Raw genomic sequence first — 17,958 nt, 5'->3', positions numbered from 1 at the left:
CCGGCGCTTATGCCAAAGGCCCGCCCAGGATGGTTTCCCGCATGCCGGCGATAATACCTTCACCGGTTTCGGTTTTCAGTTCTTCATACCAGCCCTGGGTGATGCACATCTCTTTACCGTGGGTAACATCGCAGCGTTTACGCGCTTTCAACACCAAATCCCTCACCCGGGCGCTGCGTTTTTCCTGATAGCGTTGCAGAGCATCGGCAATACCCAGCGAGTTGGTTTGTAAGGCTATCGCCAATACCACCGCATCTTCCATCGCCGCGCAGCCGCCCTGGCCGATATCCGGCGTGGTGCTATGGCCGGCGTCGCCCAGCAGCGCCACGCGTCCGCGCACCAGCTGCTTGAACGGTTCAATATCGTGGATTTCTATCCGGTTGGTGGTTTCAGGATTAATCGCGGAAATCAGTTTTTGTACCGGTTCGGCCCAACCGGCAAAGTAACGGCGTAAATCGTCACGCACAGTGCTGCGATCTTGCGGTAATCCTTTCGGCAGCGGTACATCGAAGAAAAAGTAAAAACGGTTGCCGGCAATCGGCATCAGCGAAACACGTTTACCTTCGCCCACAAACGTCGTCCACTGATTGGCCGGCGCGATGGTTTCATCGATAGCGACCAGCCCGTTCCAGTTGACATAACCTGCATAGCGGCGCTCCACTTGTTGACTCAGCACATAGGGGCGGATCGCCGAATGGGTGCCGTCGGCCGCCACCAGGAGATCGGCGCTCACCCGGCCGCCGTCTTCAAACCAGGCGGTAACGCCGTCGGCGGTTTCTTCAACGCCGCTCACACGCTTGCCGAATTGCACCTTATCGCGGCCATAGGTTTCCAGCAGCATAGTCTGCAACGCCGCCCGAGACACCGGGTAAGGCCGTTCGCCCACGCTTTCCACCAGCGGATTCAGGCTAAAGCGGGTCAACGTACGGCCTTTCTGGTAATCATTATAGGCCATGTAGTGCATCGGCCCGCCCAGTTGGCGCACCTGCTCTTTCATGCCCAGGTAGTTAAGGCACTTCACCCCGTTAGGCCAGATTGACAGCGCCGCGCCGACCGGTTTGATCTCTTTAACCGCTTCAAAGACTTGGGTTTCAATACCGCAGCGCCGTAATGCGATAGCCGCGCATAGCCCGCCGATACCGCCGCCGATGATAAGTGCTTTCATATTTTCCTCCTTTTTTAGGAGCTAAATAAAGCAATTTGCATACCAGCTTGCGCATTGGGCGGAACACTATCCCTATCCGGGTTAAGCGCCGTTAGATAACCGTCGCTTTCGTTACCTTTTCAAACTGACGCGGCGTTGACCTTAGCCAGCACCGCCGGACGATCAACATATTTACTTTTCATCATTCTGTCCCGTTTCCCTGATAAAAAACGATAGCGAAGCGCCTTTTGAGTGCCAAAGCACCAAATTAGTGCGTTTCTTTACCCTTTACGGCCGTCCCATCACCTTCCAAAACAACGAAAAATGCCTTCTAAGGTGCAATTTTTAAGGGTTTTATGCAGACTCGCCCCGCTCTGATTATTTGGCACATTGGTTGCAACAAAGAAATAAAAGAATCTTTTGTTTCACAATCTCGTTATCAGCGACACCTTTTTATATTTATATGAGTAGCAAAAAATACGGGTAGCGGCATTGGAGGAAGACGTATGAGGTTACAACAGTTTAATCAATTGCCGGCGCATGAGGCGGCGCGTTTACTGCGCCCCTGCGTGGATATTACATCATGGATCGACGCCGTCGCCGCCGCTCGACCCTTCGCCAGCGTGGATGCCGCAGTGCTCTTTGGCCGGCAGGCATCGCTTCGCTGGCGCCCGGCGGAAGTGGCGGCGGCGCTGGCCCGGCATCCGCGCATCGGCGAGCAAGCCAAAGGACAGGGGCGGGAAGCGACGTTTTCCCAACGTGAGCAGGCGGCGGTGAACGCACAAGATGCCGCATTGACGCAAGCCTTACAGGAGGGTAATAGACGTTATGAGGCGCGTTTTGGTCAGGTGTTTCTGATCCGCGCGGCCGGGCGTGACGGGCAAACCATCCTGCGTGAGTTGGCGCGCCGGTTGCAGAATACCCCAGAGCAGGAACAGCAGGAAACCACTGAGCAATTGCGAGAAATCGTGTTGCTGCGTTTTAAGGAGCTATTAAACGATGAGTAATATCAGCACCCATATTCTCGATACCTCTCTGGGCAAGCCGGCCGCCGGGGTACGTGTTTGGCTGGAGCGGCAGAACAGCCGACAGTGGCAGGTCGCGGCGGAAAGCCGCACCGATGCCGATGGCCGCGTGCGCGATCTGACGCCCGATGGCCTGAGCAACGGGCACTACCGCCTGTGCGCCGATCTGGGCGGGTATTTTGCGCAAAGCCAGCGCCAAACCCTTTACGTCACGGCAATCATTGATTTCGTTATTGACGATGCGCAGCAGCATTACCATCTGCCACTGCTGGTCAGCCCGTATTCTTATTCGACATATCGCGGCAGTTAAGCTCAGGCCGCGCCACGCGGCAAGCTAAGTAACCGGCGAACATCCACGCCCGATAAATAAAATCTTAATTACCCAGTTAGCGGGAGAAACTATGGATCTATCGCAAAAGAGGGGCGCGGCAGCGGTCCGTCCGGAAGATGAACAGTTGCCGCTGGGTAAAACAGTTACCTACGGTTTACAGCATATTTTGACGATGTATGGCGGCATTATTACGCCGCCGCTGATTATCGGTTCGGCTGCCGGGCTGAGCGCACCGCAAATCGGCATGTTGGTTACGGCGGCCCTGTTTGTCAGCGGATTGGCCACGCTATTGCAAACGCTGGGCGTACCCTGGTTTGGCTCACGCTTGCCGCTGGTGCAAGGGGTTTCCTTTGCCGGCGTGGCAACGATGGTCACCATTGTGAACGGCGGTGGCGGATTACCGGCGGTGTTTGGTGCGGTGATTGCGGCTTCGCTGATTGGTTTACTGATCGCCCCTTTCTTTTCGCAGATCATCCGCTTCTTCCCCCCGGTGGTAACCGGTACGGTGGTGACGGTAATCGGTCTGTCGCTGATGCCGGTGACTGTCCGCTGGATAATGGGCGGAAATGCCAAAGCGCCGGACTGGGGCACGCCCGGTAATATCGGGCTGGCGGCCTTTACGCTGGCGGTGATCCTGTTGCTGAATAAAGTGGGATCGCCAGCCCTGAAGCGCCTGTCGGTACTGTTGGCGATGGCCGTGGGCTGTGTGGCGGCGGCGCTGGCGGGCAAAGTGAATTTCTCTGCCGTGGGCGACGGAACCTGGCTGGCGATACCGGAACCCTTTGCTTTCGGCTGGCCGATCTTCGAACTGAGCGCCATTCTCTCAATGCTGCTGATTGTGCTGGTGCTATTAACGGAAACCACCGCCGGGCTGATCGCCGTGGGCGAAATTGTCGGATCACCGGTGGATACCCGTCGTATCGCCAACGGCCTGCGTGCCGATATGCTTTCCAGCGCATTGTCGCCGGTATTCAACTCGTTCCCGCAAAGCTCGTTCGCCCAGAATATCGGGCTGGTGGCGCTCACCGGCGTCAAAAGCCGTTTTGTGGTCAGCGCCGGCGGCGCGATCCTGGTGCTGCTGGGCGTATTGCCGATACTGGGGACGGTGATGGCCTGTATTCCGTTGCCGGTGCTGGGCGGCGCCGGGGTGGTGCTGTTTGGCTCCGTGGCAGCCAGCGGTATCCGCACGTTGGCCAGAGTCGACTATAAGGACAATATGAATCTGGTCGTGGTGGCAACGGCCATTGCCTTCGGCATGATCCCGATCGTGATGCCGACGTTTTACGATCAGTTCCCGAACTGGGTCCGCACCTTGTTGCACTCCGGCATCAGCGCCTCATGTCTGGCGGCATTGCTGCTGAACATATTATTTAACCGGATTGAAGCCGATGCTGAGGTAAGGGGCTAATAGCGTTCGTTTCAGGCAGAGATAAGAACGTCACGGTATCATGCCGGATGATATCACTATATGGAAACAAAATTCCCATTACTGCGGCGGCGCTGAAGGCTGGCGACGCCTGACGCGCTTATGCCAGCCAGACCGCTATCCGGCCTATTGGATGGCCGATTTCACCACGATCGCCAGCGGCGTGGCGGGACGGCCAATCAACTGGCTCAGTTGATGGCTGTCGTCAAACAAGCCGCCTTGGGCTGCGCCGACATCAGAGTCAGCGAGCATATCGGCGATAACCGGAGGCAGGCCTGCCGCGACCAGCGCCGCGCTGAATTCCGCCTCGGACATATTCTGGTAATGCAGAGGCTTACCAGACTGAAGGCTCACTTCAGCGGCCAATTCCGCCAGCGTGTATGGCTCATCACCCGCCAGTTCATAAACCTTACCGGCCTGATTGTCCTGCGTCAGCGCGGCGGCCGCGGCCGCCGCATAGTCGGCACGCGCGGCGGAAGCAATTTTTCCCTCTCCGGCGCTACCGATAAATACGCCATACTGTAATGCCGACGGTATGCTGGCCGCATAGTTTTCGCTGTACCAGCCATTGCGCAGCAGCACATAAGGCAGGCCGGAGGCTTTGATCAGCGCCTCGGTTTCACGATGCTCTTTCGCCAGGCCCAGCGGCGAGCGATCGGCATGCAAGATGCTGGTATAGGCCAACAGTTTTACCTTGGCCTGACGCGCCGCCTCAATCACATTGCGATGTTGCGCCACACGTTTCCCCACTTCGCTGGAGGAGATCAGCAAAAGTTTATCCACGCCTTGCAACGCGGCAACCAGAGAGTCCGGCTGCGTGTAGTCCGCCGCCTTTACCTGCACGCCGCGGGCGGCTAAATCAGCGACTTTGTCGACATCCCGCGCCAACGCCAGAATGTCGCCCGCCGGTAGTTTCGCCAGCAGTTGTTCTATCACTAACCGGCCCAACCGGCCGGATGCACCTGTAATCGCAATCATCACCAAGCTCCTTTTTTTGACTGTCATCAACTGGCATAATAGTCGACAAACTAACTTAAAGTAAGTACGCACATAAAGGTAAGTATAGTGTCGGAAAAAATATCACCCGTCGTCTCTTCAGCGGCTACGCCGTTGCAGGGAAATCTTTTCGCCGAAAAATGCCCGTCCCGCCAAATCCTTAACCATATCACCAGCCGCTGGGGGGTATTGATTTTAGTCGCATTGCTGGATGGAACGCTCCGTTTCAGTCAGTTACGTCGCAGAATCGGCGGCGTCAGCGAGCGTATGCTGGCGCAAACGCTGCAATGGCTGGAAAACGATGGTTTTATCCTGCGCATCGCCTATCCCGTCGTACCGCCGCACGTTGAATACAGCCTGACCCCGCTGGGCAGAGAAGCCAGCGAGCGCGTTAAAATCCTGGCCGACTGGATAGAAGAAAATATAGCGACGATATCAGCGGCGCAGGCGGCGCATCAGGACAAGTGATCGCCGGGCGCAGCCCCCCTGCGGCGTTACCCGATCGATTAAACGTATCAAGGACCTGTGCTTTGCCGCCCGACTCCACGCCACATAGCGCGCCGTCATGGTCTATGCTTAATGGTGTTCTCGTAAACCACAGGAAAAATTATGTCTATCGAAAAAGTTCTCTATGTTGCACATGCTAAAGCCACCGGTGGGCGTGACGGCCGCGCGGTTTCCTCAGACAAACATCTCGACGTCAAGCTGGATGTGCCCAAAGAGCTGGGCGGTAGCGGCGGTGAGGGGACAAACCCCGAACAGCTGTTTGCCGCGGGTTACTCCGCCTGCTTTCTTGGCGCGCTGAAGAGCGTGGCCTCAAGTGAGAAAGTCTCACTCCCGTCCGAAACGTCAATCGAAGGCAGCGTCGGTATCGGCAAGATCGCCACCGGCTTCGGTATTGAAGTCGAGCTGAAAATCACCGTTCCGGGCTTTGATAAGGCCAAAACTGAAGAATTGGTGAAGAAAGCGCACGTGGTTTGCCCCTACTCGAATGCCACCCGCAACAATATTGATGTCACGCTCACGGTAGTCTGACCCCTTGCACCCGCCGCACGGCGCAACATCGTGTTCAATCAACCCGATAAATGGGATAAAAACAAGATGATATCTGGTACGGCTGTTACCTGAATGTAAATACACAACCAACTGAATCGATTCAATATTTTTCACCACATTATTTTGCATTAACCGACTGGTTACATGTCCTACATCAAAGTAACAGCCTACCGAAATCATTAGGATGAGAAGCAATAAATGGGGGACATCCCCCAAATTAATTGGAACCAGAGTAAAATGGGGATAGTTGTATTTTCTCCTGACGAGATCCATACCAACCCCTTCCAAACCATTTTCTGGGTGACCAGATAAAAAATCGAACGCCAAAAATCAGAGGCTACCGATGCGGATCTAAGCAAACGCTTATATCTGATGGATAACTACGCCGCAACGGCAAGCCGGTCTGGCGGCGTTGGGCTGAGACGCTTCTGTGTTCTTTACCGGTAATGGAGTCGGAAGAGGAAGTTATGAATAGATTCGTTATTGCAAATTCTCAGGATTGCATTGGTTGCCGCGCTTGCGAAATCGCCTGCGTTATTTCACACAACAACGATCAATATCCAACCAGCGCCGGAATGTTCCAGCCCAGAATAAAAGCGTTCAATACGCCAGGCCTGCGTTCCGCGGTCACCTGCCACCATTGTGAAGATGCGCCCTGCGCCAGCGCCTGCCCCACCCAGGCGCTGGCGCAGCAAGACGACAGTATTCAAATCATCGAAGAAAAATGCATCGGTTGTAAAAACTGCGTGCTGGCCTGCCCGTTTGGCGCCGTATCCGTGGTGACGGACGCGGCCAATGACGCCGCTATGGCGCATAAATGCGATCTGTGCGCGGGCAGACCGCAAGGGCAAGCCTGCGTAGCAGCCTGCCCGACCCAGGCGCTGCGCTTAATCAGCGAGCAAACGCTGGAAAGCCGCCGCCGGGAAAAACAGCAAAGCATGGCGTTGCGCACCGCCTCTCCCTGGCAACACGCCGCCCCGGCGCTTAAAGCCGCCGAGAGCAATCCGCTGTATAAACGAAAAAACTGGCCGCGTCTCGACGCTGAGAAAAAGCCTCTGCCGCGGCGCAAAACCACATTTGACGAAATTTACCACGGCTTTACGCCTCAACAGACGCAGGATCAGGCCGACCGCTGCCTCTCCTGCGGCAAACACGCCATCTGCGAGTGGACCTGCCCGCTGCATAACAACATCCCCGCGCTGCTGAGCCTGGCCAAACAAGGACGGATCCTGGACGCAGTCGAGTTGTCGCACCAGACCAGCAGCCTGCCGGAAATCTGCGGCCGGGTATGCCCGCAGGATCGCTTATGCGAGGGCGCCTGTACGCTGGGCAAGGAGTATGGCGCGGTCACCGTCGGCAACATTGAGCGCTACATTACCGACACCGCGCTGGAAATGGGATGGACCCCCGATATGAGCCGCGTCGGGTCAAGCGGCAAACGGGCCGCCATTATCGGCGCCGGCCCGGCCGGACTGGCCTGCGCCGACGTGCTGACGCGCAATGGCGTTCAGGCCGTGGTGTTCGATCGCCATCCTGAAATTGGCGGGCTACTGACGTTCGGCATCCCGCCTTTCAAGTTGGATAAACAGGTTTTAGCCCGCCGCCGGGGGATCTTCAGCAAGATGGGCATCGAATTTCGCCTGAATGCCGAAGTGGGCAAGGATATCTCCCTGACTCACATCCTGCAGGAGTTCGACAGCGTCTTTGTCGGGGTGGGAACCTATCGTTCGATGAAAGCCGGCCTGGAAAACGAAGACGCGCCGGGGGTATTCGCGGCGCTGCCTTTTCTGATTGCCAACACCAAACGCGTGATGGGGTTACCCGAGCTGGAAGACGAGCCCTATATTTCAATGGCGGGCAAAAAAGTCGTGGTGCTGGGGGGCGGAGACACGGCGATGGACTGTCTGCGTACCTCGATCCGTCAGGGAGCGGTATCGGTTACCTGCGCCTATCGCCGCGATGAGGCCAATATGCCGGGTTCGAAAAAAGAGGTAAAAAACTCCCGCGAGGAAGGCGTTGATTTTATGTTCAACGTACAGCCGCAGGAAATTTGCCTGAATGAGCAGGGGGAGGTGTGCGGCATCGAGCTGGTGCGTACGGAACTGGGCGTCCCCGATGCCAGCGGACGCCGCCGTCCCCGTCCTGTCCCCGGATCTGAATTTGTGCAGCCCGCCGATGCCGTCATTATCGCCTTCGGCTTTCAGGCCCACAGTATGCCCTGGCTTGAAGAGGCGAACGTCAGCCTGGACAGATGGGGGCATATTACCGCGCCGGCCGTCGGCCGCTTCCCCTGCCAGACCAACCATCCGCAGATTTTTGCCGGCGGCGACGCCGTACGCGGCGCCGATCTGGTGGTGACGGCGATTGCCGACGGCCGCAAAGCCGCCATGGGGATGCTGGAAATGATGAGATTAACATCCGCTACGTCTGCGGGCGCGGCAATATCGCCGACGGCCGATGTCAACGCATCCCCGGAGGAAACGCCATGATTAATCAATTCGTTATCGCCGATGCGCAGAAGTGCATCGGCTGCCGGACCTGCGAAATAGCATGCGCGGTGGCCCACGCCGGCGGCGACAGCGCCACACTGCGATCCACGCACTTTTTTCCCCGTTTAAAAGTGATAAAAAACGCCAACGTCAGCGTACCCGTGCTCTGTCATCAGTGTGAGAACGCGCCCTGCGCCGCCGTCTGCCCGCAAGACGCGCTGGTGCGCGATCGCAACGGCATTCAGGTTATCCAGTCACGCTGCATCGGTTGCAAAAGCTGTGTGATTGCCTGCCCTTTTGGCGCGATTAACGTGGTCATCAGGGAAAGCGGCCAGGAGGACGAACCACACAGGACGCTGAGAAGTGAAGCGCACAAATGCGATTTGTGCGCCGGTGTCGCCGCCGGCCCTTCCTGCGTGCGCGTGTGTCCTACCGCGGCTCTGCGGCTGGTTACGCCGGACGAATTGCAGCGGCGGGTCCATGAAAAGCAACTGCGCTCGGCGCGGGGCAATGGGGACATTCGCTTACTGTAGCGCCGGCGAAATACCATTTTTCGATAAAAAATGGTATTTCGGAAGAAAATTGTGATTCATGGATAATAATCGCCGATTTATCCATTTATTTTTATTTAGTTCATATTTTAGTCTGATAATATGCATCTATTATATATTTAAACATGATCAAAATTTATCGTCCTCACGGAGTGAACCCATGACCTGCCATTTTGTCAGGTGGACAAGTACGGAAGCCCTTCCCGATCTACAAAGACTGCCAGACGAGCTCATTGCATCAACGCAGGGTTTTTCCGCCAAACGCCGCGAGCGCTATCTAAAAAGCCGGGCGTTGCTGGCTGAGATGATGTGTTATTTTCTCGGCTATCCGCGATTGCCCACACTGCTTGCCTCTGCGGATGGACGCCCCTATTTCGCCGATCCCAACCTGCCTAATTTCAGCCTGGGCTACGCCGGAAATACCATTGCCATTCTGATGAGCGAAGAAGGCGACGTCGGTATGGATATCGAGATAGTCAATATCAACACATCGCCCCATACGCCAACGCCGACCGCGGCGGAAAAAGCCTGGATCGAGGCGCAACACGACCCCCTGGAGGCCGCCACTCAGTTGGGCACGATTCGCCGGTCGCTGATGAAAATTCCACGCTCGAACGGGTGCCGGGCGGAAAGTCTCAAGCTTCACCCGGCGTCGGGGCGCCTGCGCTCCGACTACTTTCCAGCCGTTGAAGTCATGAGCGATATCGATGATTATCTCGCCTGGGCGTGCGCGCACGTCCCGGCGCTTAACCGGCTGGTGATGTGGACGTACGCTACGGGGTCGGGCATGAAGAAAACCGGGGAAATCGGGCGGCAACAGCGGCCGCCGCCGCGTTATATGAAACTGACCAGCCATAGCGCAGAAAAAGCGGCATCCGCGATATCGCAGTAGCAGGGGGACGGTCGCCCCCCCGGTTCATTCAAAGATCAGTGCCCGTCGATAAAAACGATTTTCAACAGGAACAGCAGCGCCACCACAATTACGCAGGGGCTGATTTCGCGCCAGCGTCCCGTCGCCAGCTTCATCACGCAGTAAGAAATAAAGCCCAGCGCAATCCCTTCGGTGATCGAGAAGCTGAACGGCATCATCACCGCGGTAATAAAGGCCGGGACGGCTTCGGTCAAATCATCCCATTTAACCCGCGCCAGGCTTGACGTCATCAATACGCCAACGTAGATCAGCGCGCCTGCGGCGGCGTAAGCGGGCACCATCCCCGCCAGCGGCGACAGGAAAATAACCAGCAGGAACAACAGGCCGACAATCACCGCGGTCAGGCCGGTGCGCCCGCCGACGGAAACGCCGGAAGAGCTTTCGATATAGGCGGTAACCGACGAGGTGCCGAGAAAAGCCCCGGCGACGGAGCTAACGCTATCCACATACAGCGCCTGCTTCATGCGGGGAAATTTGCCGCGGGAATCGACCAGACCGGCCTTGTCCGTTACCCCAATCAGGGTTCCGGAAGAGTCGAACAGGTTGACCAGCATAAAGGAAAAAATCACCCCGGAAAGCCCCAAATTCAACGCTCCCGCCAAATCAACCTGCCCGACCACGGTGGTGATGCTCGGCGGCATCGAGAAAACGCCGCTAAACTTGACGTCGCCGAGCAGCAAACCGATCGAGGTGGTCACCACAATTGAAATCAGTACCGCGGCGTGGATATGGCGCGAGGCGAGAGCCGCGATAATGAAGAAGCCCAGCGCGCCCAGCAAAACGCCGTGCGAGGTCAAATCACCCACGGCGACCAGCGTCTCTGGATTGGAAACGATAATGCCGGCGTTCTTCAGCCCCATCATGGCGATAAACAGCCCGATGCCACTGGCGATGCCCAGCCGCAGGCTGAGCGGAATATTGGCGATCATCCAGTAACGGATCTGGAAAATGGTCAGCAACAGGAAACCGATTGCGCCCCAGAAAATCGCGCCCATGGCGACCTGCCATGAAAGCCCCATCGCCCCGACGACGACGAAAGCAAAAAAGGCGTTCAGCCCCATGGCCGGCGCCAGCGCCACGGGCAGGTTCGCCAACAGCCCCATCAGGATGCTGCCGAAGGCGGCGATCAAACAGGTGGTGACAAAAACGGCGCTGGTATCCATGCCCGCCACGCCCAAAATCTGCGGGTTGACGAACACGATGTATACCATGGTCAAAAAGGTGGTGAAGCCCGCTATCGTTTCCGTCCGCGCGGTGGTGCCGTGTTGTGTCAGTTTAAACACACGCTCCAGCAGGCCTTGCTCGGCGACATGGCCCGATTGTGATTTATTCATTGTCAGCGTTCCAAAGAGGGGATAATGGTTTTCGGGTATCCTATAACAAAATGGCGCGCATTAACGCTGATTCCCCCACTTTTTTTCATTCCATAATGACGGCGGCTATTGTCGCCCGATGGCATCAGGCCGGCCGGTTACGCCGCCATAGCCATGAGCGTTTTAGCGGCTTTTCCTGCCGGCTGAAACGCTTGTTAAGCCCGTTCGCCAGCAGCTCAAGCGACAGGCAAAAAACAAAATAGACCAGCGCGACGAACAGGAAAACCTCCATGGGATAAACCATGCTGCGATTGTTCACCTGGGTGGCTAAAAACGTCAGTTCGCCCACCCCCACGATGTACGCCAGCGAAGTATCCTTAATCAGCGAAACCCACTGGTTGATAAAAGACGGCACCATCATCCTCAGCGCCTGCGGCAAAACAATATGCCACAGCACCCGCCAGCGATTGAAGCCCAGAGATAACCCGGCCTGCCACTGACCGCGGCCAATCGCCACGATCCCCGCTTTCACCCCATGCGCCAGATAAGCCGACGCAATCAGCGCCAGAGCGCAGACCACGGTGGTAATTTCAGGAATCTCGACGCCGAACAGAATGGGGAGCAGGAAGTAGGTCCAGAAAATCAGCATGATGACCGGAATGGCGCGGAAAAAACCGAGAACCATCGCCAGCAGCGCCGCGCACCAGCCGCGGGACATCGCCAGCGCCACCCCGAGGAGGGTTCCCAGCACGGCGGAGGCCAACCCCGCCAGCAGGCTAATCACCAGCGTAAGCGCCGCCCCGCCCGGCGGGCCGTCCGGAAACCGGCCCCACATAAGGTAACTGAAGTTGTCGTAAATAATGGTGAAATCCATTTTCAGCGCTCCCCGGCCCGGCTACGTTGCTGACGCCACATGCCCCAGCCCTCCATCAGCGCAATCACCGCGATATACAGGAACGTCGCCACCCCGAACGCCTGAAAGGTGCGCAGGGTTTCGGTTTCCACCTGACGGGATGCATAAGAGAGTTCGGCCACGCCGATAGCCATCGCCAATGATGAGTTCTTGATAACGTTCATATACTGGCCCAGCAGCGGCGGCAGAGCGATTTTCAAGGCCTGCGGCAATACGATATAGCGCATGGATTGCCATCCGGTTAATCCCAGCGCCAGCGCCGCGTACTTTTGTCCGCGCGCCACGCCGCCGATACCGGCGCGGATTTCTTCGGCGATAAACGCGCTGGAATAGAGCGTCAGGCCGAACAGTCCGGCGAGAAACTCGAACGAGGGCCACACCACGCCCATCCCCAGCAGCGTGATGACGTGCGGCATGTTAAGCCACTGCATCATCTCCGAGGGAAATAGCTGACCGGCGCCGAAGTACCAGAAAAAAAGCTGTATCAGCAACGGCGTATTACGGAATAGCGAGCTGTAAGCCATAACGGGCCAGCGCAGTAGGCGCAGTTGACTGTCTCGCGCCGCCGCCAGCAGGAAGCCCAGCGACGTCGCCAGGATGATCGTACAGAGGGAAATCCATAACGTGACCAGAAAACCCTGCCACAGCCAGCCGAGGTATTGGGGAGCCAGCAGCCAGGCTTCGACGTATTGCAGTATCGTGTCGGTCAGTTTCATAGGTCACTAATTTTCATAAACGCCGCGTGTCATAAACAACAATGCCCCCTGCAAAGCAGAGGGCCGGGAGAATACCTGCCAAAATCCTGTTATACCCGCACGGCGGGTCTAAGTGCAAATTATGGCGTTAATCAGGCTTTTGGCTGTTGATCCAGGGGGGCGAAAGTAAAGTCGCCGCGCGGCTGGGACGATTTTGTCTGCGGTCCGAACCAGCGGTCATAGATCGTTTTCGCCGTGCCCTGTTTTTCCAGGTTCAGTAGAGTTTCGTTGACTTTCTCCGTCAAACGTTCCTCGCCTTTGGGAATACCCACGCCCTGGTACTCTTTGGTGATGCTGAAAGGCGAAATTTCGAACTCGGCTTTCTGGGCATCCGGTACGTTGGCCAGCAGGCCGACTAGTTTGGCATCGTCCTGGGTGATGGCCTGCACATTACCGTTACGCAGCGCGGCGAACGCCAGCGGCGTATCATCGTAGGAGATCACTTTGGCGGTGGGATAATGCTCGCGCAGGGTGATTTCCTGTACCGTGCCTTTATCCGCGCCGATACGCAGCGCTTTAATGTCTTCCGGAGTTTTCAGCACGCCTTTGCGGGCGATGAATTTTTGTCCGGTGGCAAAATAAGGAATACTGAAGTTTACCTGCTTGGCGCGTTCATCGGTAATGGTGAAGTTCGCGGCAATCAGGTCCACCTTTTTGGAGCTTAACAGCGGAATACGGTTCGCCGGGTTAGTGGCGCGCAGTTCCACCTTCACCCCCAGCGCCTTACCAATTTCTTCGGCGATATCAACATCGTAACCCACCAGCTTTTTGCTTTGCGGATCAACGAAACCGAACGGCGGATTGCTGTCGAATACCGCAATTTTAACCACGCCCGCCTTTTGAATATCATCCAGCTTATCCGCCTGCGCCATTCCGGAAACGGAAGCCAGACCCGCCAGCAACGCCAATGCCACGATACGATTCTTCATTCCCTGCCCCTAACCAGTTAACATATTGATTGTAGGCTATCAGCGGGGCGAACAAGCGGGAAATAACATAAACAGCTATAATATAACCTTATGTTACATGTGGTTTATGACGACGAACCGCCAGTCGTTGCTTATCGAGATAGGTTTTTATAATTTTTTATCGGCCGTAAGCGATCTTTCCCTTATTTAATTGCCAAAAATACCTTAATGGCGCAATTATTATCCTTATGCGTTATCAGGCGCCCAGAGGAAACCCGCCATGAAAGCCAAATCCCCCATCGTCACCCCTCCCGCGGAGGAGAAGAAATCCTATGAGCTGGATCGCTTCGATACGGCCATCCTGCGCCTTTTGCAGGCGGACGCCTCGCTATCCAATGTAGCGCTGGCGGAAAAAGTCAATCTCAGCCCGCCGGCCTGTCTGCGCCGCGTTGAACGGCTGAAACAGATCGGCCTGATTAAACACCTGGTCGCGCTGCTTGACCCGCAGGCGCTTAACGCCGGTCTGGTGGTATTAATCGGGGTGGTGCTGGATCGCTCGACGCCAAGCTCGTTTGAGGATTTCGAAGCGTCGGTGCAGCGGATCAGCGGCTGTATGGAGTGCCATGTGGTCACCGGCGAGTTCGATTATATTTTGAAGATCCGTACTAAAGATAATCAGAGCTTTAACCGGCTGCACGCCGAACAGCTGCTTTTTCTGCCCGGCGTGCGCCAGATCCGCTCCTTTATCGGGCTGCGGGAGGTGCTTTCCACCACCCAGCTGACGTTCTGAAAAATTCAGGCCCGGTGACCCCCACCCAGCCTCCCCCTTGCCCTGTCTCTTAGTCACATATACTGTTAACGGTATATGTGAGTTCAGCGCTATTTCGTGCGCGAAAAGAAAGGGATTTTTATGCCACGTCGAAGCACGCGCCCGACGCAGGGCGCTCAGTCGCCGCAGCCCTGCGAACCCTGGCTATCGGCTGAAATTATGCCGCTTCGCGGTGCCTTCGGAATCGGAGGTCTCCTGTCGAACCGCCATTGACGCGCTCCCGGCGCGGCACTGGCTTTCGCCGCATCCATGCGGCTCATTCGGGAGACCTCCCATTCCTCAGCATAATTTTTTACGCCGACGAAAAGCAAAAAACAAAGAACCAAGAATGAACCCAAGACCAGAATACACATGGTCTCTAGAGGTTCCTTGGATTTGTGTATAAGAGACAGCCCTTGCCAGGGGGAGGAGCCTGCGTTTTTACTCCGCGGCGAAGGAGAGAGGTGGAGCGGAATCCTCAGCCATTACGGAAAATATAGCTGTAGGCGCTCAGCGCCGGGGCGCCGCCCAGATGGGCGTAGAGCACTTTCGAGCCTTTGGGGAATTCACCGTTGCGGATCATACCGATCATCCCCTGCATGGATTTGCCTTCATACACCGGATCGGTCATCACCCCTTCCAGACGGGCGCACAAGCGAATGGCTTCCAGCGTGCCCTCGCTCGGCAGACCGTATTCCGGCCCGCCGTAGCGGGTATCCAGCACCACGTCTTCTTCGGTGATCTCCTGGCCCAGCTCCACCAGATTTGCCGTGTTCTGCGCAATACGCAGGATCTGCGCCTTGGTTTTTTCCGGTTTTGCCGACGCATCAATACCGATAACGTTGCGGGAGCGGCCGTCGGCGGCAAACCCGACCACCATGCCGGCCTGGGTGCTGCCGGTGACGGAACAGACCACGATGTAGTCAAACTTGAAGCCCAGCTCTTTTTCCTGCTGGCGAACTTCCTCGGCGAAACCGACGAAGCCCAGACCGCCGTAAGGGTGTTCGGAACAGCCGGCCGGGATCGGGAACGGTTTGCCGCCATTCTGCGACGCCTCTTCCATGGCGTTTTTCCAGCTTTCCCGGATGCCGATATCAAAACCGGCGGCATCCAGGCGGACATCCGCGCCCATAATGCGCGACAGCTCGATATTACCCACCCGGTCATACACCGCGTCGGCGTAATTAACCCAGTTTTCCTGCACCAGAATACATTTCATTCCCAGATGAGCGGCAACGGCGGCGACCTGACGCGTCTGGTTCGATTGAATGCCGCCGATGGAAACCAGCGTATCGCATCCCTGTTCCAAAGCCTCGGGAATAAGGTATTCCAGTTTACGGGTTTTATTGCCGCCAAACGCCAGACCGCTATTACAATCTTCGCGCTTGGCATATATTTCCACCTCTCCCCCTAAATATTCGCTGAGTCTTTTCATCGGCGTAATCGGGGAAGGGCCAAAAGTTAATGGATAACGTGGAAATTTCTCCAGATTCATAATAACGCTCCGCAAAATAATAAGGAATGGTAGCCGCTGGTTGTCAATATTCCGTTGAGAAATACCGTCATCCCATAGCCATCATATTACCCATAAACGGATGAATTTAAATTGCTAAATTCATTAAAATTTATCCTTTAAATTTCAACAAACCACCAAAATCTATCCTTTATATTAAAAAAACCTCTCTATAACGAAATAAAATTAACCGCTACGGCAGCACCATCCCCTCCGGCGGCAGAGGCAGGGTGGTCTTATAGCGCACCTGCTTGAGCGCAAAGCTGGATCGGATATTGGCCACTCCGGGGATACGAGTCAGATGATTGAGGATAAAACTCTCTATCTCATTGATATTTTTAACCAGTACCCGCAGAAGATAGTCCGCGTCCCCGGTCATCAGATAGCACTCCATCACTTCCGGACGCTCGGCGATGGCCTGTTCAAAGCGTTGCAGCACCTCTTCCACCTGGCGGTCGAGGCTGACGTGGATAAACACGTTTACGTGCAGCCCAAGCCGCTGCGGCGAAAGCAGCGTGACCTGCTGGCGGATCAGCCCGAGCTCCTCCAGCGCTTTCACCCGGTTAAAACAGGGCGTGGTGGAAAGATTGACCGCTTTCGCCAATTCAGCATGGGTGACTTTGGCATTTTCCTGTAGCTTATTGAGGATGCTGATATCGGTTTTATCCAGTTTACGCATAAAAGAAAACCTTTCCTGTTAATTACCACTCGATGGGAAAATCGCCCTGGCAACAAAAATATCGCCATTAATAAGGGAAAAAATTTCCGCCAGAAAAATAATAAACTGGATTTATCCAGTCACTGTCCGCAAAGAAAATATAAAATGATTTTTCCCTCACTAAGAAATAAGAAAATAGTCTGGCTGAAAGATAAATCGGCCGGCGCATTATCGCTGCGCCAGGCTGGGGGAATTATGCTGCTTTTGCTGGCGATCCTGATTTGGGGCGCCAACTGGCCGGTCATGAAACTCGGACTGGAACATATTACGCCGCTGTGGTTTTCCGCGCTGCGTTTCACGCTGGGCGGACTCTGCCTGTTCCTTATCCAGATCGTCACCGGTACGCTGAAGCTGCCGCAACGCCGCGATATTCCCTTGCTATTCAGCGTCGGCCTGCTCCAGATGCTGACGTTCACCGCGCTGGGCGCCATCGCCATGGTGGCGATCCCCGCCGGTCGTTCCGCCATTCTGGCCTACACCACGCCATTATGGGTTCTGCCGGGCGCCATTCTGCTCTTCAGGCAACGCGTAACCCGTCAGGAGCTGGTCGGCACGCTGCTGGGGATCGCCGGGGTCGCCATGCTGTTTAACCCGCTGACGCTGGACTGGGCGGACAGCGACGCGCTGCGCGCCAATGCCCTGCTGCTGATCGCCTCATTCTGCTGGGCCATCTGCATCCTGCATCTGCGCCACTACCGCGGCGCGTCCAGCGCCTATCATCTGGCGCCCTGGCAGATGCTGATCGCCGCCGTGCCGCTGATTATCATCGCCTGGTACAAAGAGGGACCGTATACCGGGGATAATTCGCTGCGCCTGTGTGAAATATCGCTGTTTGTCGGCCCGCTCGCCACCGCCTTCTGTTTCTGCGCCGTCAATACCGCCAGCCAGTGGATCTCCAGCACCAGCATGGCGTCCTCCATGCTGGGGGTGCCGGTCGTCGGGCTGATTATCTCGATTCTGTTGCTGAATGAGGCGTTTACCCCGGGGCTGATTATTGGCGTTACGGCCATTATCGCCGGCATGCTGATCGTCACCCTGGCCAGGCCTTGCCCCGCGCAGCGCTGACCTCCCGGCGCTATTC

Annotated in this window: 18 protein-coding genes; 10 read left to right on the top strand and 8 right to left on the bottom strand. The window is 56.2% G+C overall.

Annotated features, from left to right (window positions below):
* Positions 1-7: 7 nt before the first annotated feature.
* Positions 8-1,165: an FAD-dependent urate hydroxylase HpxO gene (gene hpxO / locus EH206_RS22765; RefSeq protein WP_009115108.1), complete on the bottom strand. Its 1,158-nt coding sequence runs from the start codon at positions 1,163-1,165 to the stop codon at positions 8-10.
* Positions 1,166-1,650: 485 nt separating this feature from the next.
* Between hpxO and uraD the strand changes: the two genes are divergently transcribed.
* The 3 genes from uraD to EH206_RS22750 all read left to right on the top strand — a co-directional run bounded on the left by uraD (position 1,651) and on the right by EH206_RS22750 (position 3,908).
* Positions 1,651-2,151, top strand: coding sequence for a 2-oxo-4-hydroxy-4-carboxy-5-ureidoimidazoline decarboxylase (gene uraD / locus EH206_RS22760; protein WP_009115107.1), 501 nt, complete (start codon positions 1,651-1,653; stop codon positions 2,149-2,151).
* Positions 2,144-2,479 (top strand): hydroxyisourate hydrolase, encoded by a 336-nt coding sequence (uraH, locus tag EH206_RS22755; protein ID WP_009115106.1) that lies wholly within the window; start codon positions 2,144-2,146, stop codon positions 2,477-2,479. The genes uraD and uraH overlap by 8 nt, the downstream gene beginning before the upstream one ends.
* 91 nt (positions 2,480-2,570) lie before the next feature.
* Positions 2,571-3,908, top strand: coding sequence for a nucleobase:cation symporter-2 family protein (locus tag EH206_RS22750; RefSeq protein WP_009115105.1), 1,338 nt, complete (start codon positions 2,571-2,573; stop codon positions 3,906-3,908).
* A gap of 144 nt (positions 3,909-4,052) precedes the next feature.
* Here the strand turns inward: EH206_RS22750 and EH206_RS22745 are convergent, their stop codons facing one another.
* Complete coding sequence (locus EH206_RS22745; protein ID WP_009115104.1) at positions 4,053-4,904, bottom strand: SDR family oxidoreductase; 852 nt, start codon at positions 4,902-4,904, stop codon at positions 4,053-4,055.
* Positions 4,905-4,991: 87 nt separating this feature from the next.
* Here EH206_RS22745 and EH206_RS22740 point away from each other — a divergent pair, with 87 nt between their 5' ends.
* The 5 genes from EH206_RS22740 to EH206_RS22720 all read left to right on the top strand — a co-directional run bounded on the left by EH206_RS22740 (position 4,992) and on the right by EH206_RS22720 (position 9,910).
* Positions 4,992-5,390, top strand: coding sequence for a winged helix-turn-helix transcriptional regulator (locus tag EH206_RS22740; RefSeq protein ID WP_009115103.1), 399 nt, complete (start codon positions 4,992-4,994; stop codon positions 5,388-5,390).
* A gap of 141 nt (positions 5,391-5,531) precedes the next feature.
* Complete coding sequence (locus EH206_RS22735) at positions 5,532-5,957, top strand: organic hydroperoxide resistance protein (RefSeq protein ID WP_009115102.1); 426 nt, start codon at positions 5,532-5,534, stop codon at positions 5,955-5,957.
* A gap of 488 nt (positions 5,958-6,445) precedes the next feature.
* Positions 6,446-8,467, top strand: a complete 2,022-nt coding sequence (gene aegA / locus EH206_RS22730) for a formate-dependent uric acid utilization protein AegA (protein WP_009115101.1) — start codon at positions 6,446-6,448, stop codon at positions 8,465-8,467.
* A complete protein-coding gene (locus EH206_RS22725; protein ID WP_040344221.1) occupies positions 8,467-9,000 on the top strand; it encodes a 4Fe-4S dicluster domain-containing protein in 534 nt (177 codons plus the stop codon). The genes aegA and EH206_RS22725 overlap by 1 nt, the downstream gene beginning before the upstream one ends.
* A gap of 178 nt (positions 9,001-9,178) precedes the next feature.
* Entirely contained in the window at positions 9,179-9,910 is a 732-nt protein-coding gene (locus tag EH206_RS22720; protein ID WP_009115099.1) for a 4'-phosphopantetheinyl transferase family protein, read from the top strand.
* Positions 9,911-9,945: 35 nt separating this feature from the next.
* Here EH206_RS22720 and EH206_RS22715 read toward each other — a convergent pair whose 3' ends face one another.
* The 4 genes from EH206_RS22715 to EH206_RS22700 all read right to left on the bottom strand — a co-directional run bounded on the left by EH206_RS22715 (position 9,946) and on the right by EH206_RS22700 (position 13,859).
* Positions 9,946-11,283, bottom strand: a complete 1,338-nt coding sequence (locus EH206_RS22715; RefSeq protein ID WP_009115098.1) for an NCS2 family permease — start codon at positions 11,281-11,283, stop codon at positions 9,946-9,948.
* Between the two features lie 124 nt (positions 11,284-11,407).
* On the bottom strand, positions 11,408-12,136 hold the full coding sequence (locus EH206_RS22710) for an amino acid ABC transporter permease (RefSeq protein ID WP_009115097.1): 729 nt from the start codon (positions 12,134-12,136) through the stop codon (positions 11,408-11,410).
* A 2-nt stretch (positions 12,137-12,138) separates the two neighbouring features.
* On the bottom strand, positions 12,139-12,891 hold the full coding sequence (locus EH206_RS22705) for an amino acid ABC transporter permease (RefSeq protein WP_009115096.1): 753 nt from the start codon (positions 12,889-12,891) through the stop codon (positions 12,139-12,141).
* A gap of 131 nt (positions 12,892-13,022) precedes the next feature.
* A complete protein-coding gene (locus EH206_RS22700) occupies positions 13,023-13,859 on the bottom strand; it encodes an ABC transporter substrate-binding protein (RefSeq protein WP_009115095.1) in 837 nt (278 codons plus the stop codon).
* A gap of 259 nt (positions 13,860-14,118) precedes the next feature.
* On the opposite strand from EH206_RS22700, the gene EH206_RS22695 reads away from it, so the two are divergent.
* Positions 14,119-14,628, top strand: coding sequence for an Lrp/AsnC family transcriptional regulator (locus EH206_RS22695; protein ID WP_009115094.1), 510 nt, complete (start codon positions 14,119-14,121; stop codon positions 14,626-14,628).
* A 496-nt stretch (positions 14,629-15,124) separates the two neighbouring features.
* Here the strand turns inward: EH206_RS22695 and EH206_RS22685 are convergent, their stop codons facing one another.
* Entirely contained in the window at positions 15,125-16,141 is a 1,017-nt protein-coding gene (locus EH206_RS22685) for a 1-aminocyclopropane-1-carboxylate deaminase (RefSeq protein WP_009115093.1), read from the bottom strand.
* A 211-nt stretch (positions 16,142-16,352) separates the two neighbouring features.
* Positions 16,353-16,838 (bottom strand): Lrp/AsnC family transcriptional regulator, encoded by a 486-nt coding sequence (locus EH206_RS22680; RefSeq protein ID WP_009115092.1) that lies wholly within the window; start codon positions 16,836-16,838, stop codon positions 16,353-16,355.
* A 144-nt stretch (positions 16,839-16,982) separates the two neighbouring features.
* Here EH206_RS22680 and EH206_RS22675 point away from each other — a divergent pair, with 144 nt between their 5' ends.
* Positions 16,983-17,942, top strand: coding sequence for a DMT family transporter (locus EH206_RS22675; protein WP_009115091.1), 960 nt, complete (start codon positions 16,983-16,985; stop codon positions 17,940-17,942).
* Positions 17,943-17,958 lie beyond the last annotated feature (16 nt).

The organism is Brenneria nigrifluens DSM 30175 = ATCC 13028, from assembly GCF_005484965.1.
Taxonomy (GTDB): Bacteria; Pseudomonadota; Gammaproteobacteria; order Enterobacterales; family Enterobacteriaceae; genus Brenneria; species Brenneria nigrifluens.
Note: the sequence above shows the minus strand (reverse complement) of the source record. Positions and strands in the feature narration are given on the sequence as shown.

Coding starts and splice junctions, on each gene's coding strand:
- hpxO (WP_009115108.1), bottom strand. CDS start 1,165: ATGAAAGCACTTATCATCGGCGGCGGTATCGGCGGGCTATGCGCGGCT.
- uraD (WP_009115107.1), top strand. CDS start 1,651: ATGAGGTTACAACAGTTTAATCAATTGCCGGCGCATGAGGCGGCGCGT.
- uraH (WP_009115106.1), top strand. CDS start 2,144: ATGAGTAATATCAGCACCCATATTCTCGATACCTCTCTGGGCAAGCCG.
- EH206_RS22750 (WP_009115105.1), top strand. CDS start 2,571: ATGGATCTATCGCAAAAGAGGGGCGCGGCAGCGGTCCGTCCGGAAGAT.
- EH206_RS22745 (WP_009115104.1), bottom strand. CDS start 4,904: ATGATTGCGATTACAGGTGCATCCGGCCGGTTGGGCCGGTTAGTGATA.
- EH206_RS22735 (WP_009115102.1), top strand. CDS start 5,532: ATGTCTATCGAAAAAGTTCTCTATGTTGCACATGCTAAAGCCACCGGT.
- aegA (WP_009115101.1), top strand. CDS start 6,446: ATGAATAGATTCGTTATTGCAAATTCTCAGGATTGCATTGGTTGCCGC.
- EH206_RS22720 (WP_009115099.1), top strand. CDS start 9,179: ATGACCTGCCATTTTGTCAGGTGGACAAGTACGGAAGCCCTTCCCGAT.
- EH206_RS22715 (WP_009115098.1), bottom strand. CDS start 11,283: ATGAATAAATCACAATCGGGCCATGTCGCCGAGCAAGGCCTGCTGGAG.
- EH206_RS22710 (WP_009115097.1), bottom strand. CDS start 12,136: ATGGATTTCACCATTATTTACGACAACTTCAGTTACCTTATGTGGGGC.
- EH206_RS22705 (WP_009115096.1), bottom strand. CDS start 12,891: ATGAAACTGACCGACACGATACTGCAATACGTCGAAGCCTGGCTGCTG.
- EH206_RS22700 (WP_009115095.1), bottom strand. CDS start 13,859: ATGAAGAATCGTATCGTGGCATTGGCGTTGCTGGCGGGTCTGGCTTCC.
- EH206_RS22695 (WP_009115094.1), top strand. CDS start 14,119: ATGAAAGCCAAATCCCCCATCGTCACCCCTCCCGCGGAGGAGAAGAAA.
- EH206_RS22685 (WP_009115093.1), bottom strand. CDS start 16,141: ATGAATCTGGAGAAATTTCCACGTTATCCATTAACTTTTGGCCCTTCC.
- EH206_RS22680 (WP_009115092.1), bottom strand. CDS start 16,838: ATGCGTAAACTGGATAAAACCGATATCAGCATCCTCAATAAGCTACAG.
- EH206_RS22675 (WP_009115091.1), top strand. CDS start 16,983: ATGATTTTTCCCTCACTAAGAAATAAGAAAATAGTCTGGCTGAAAGAT.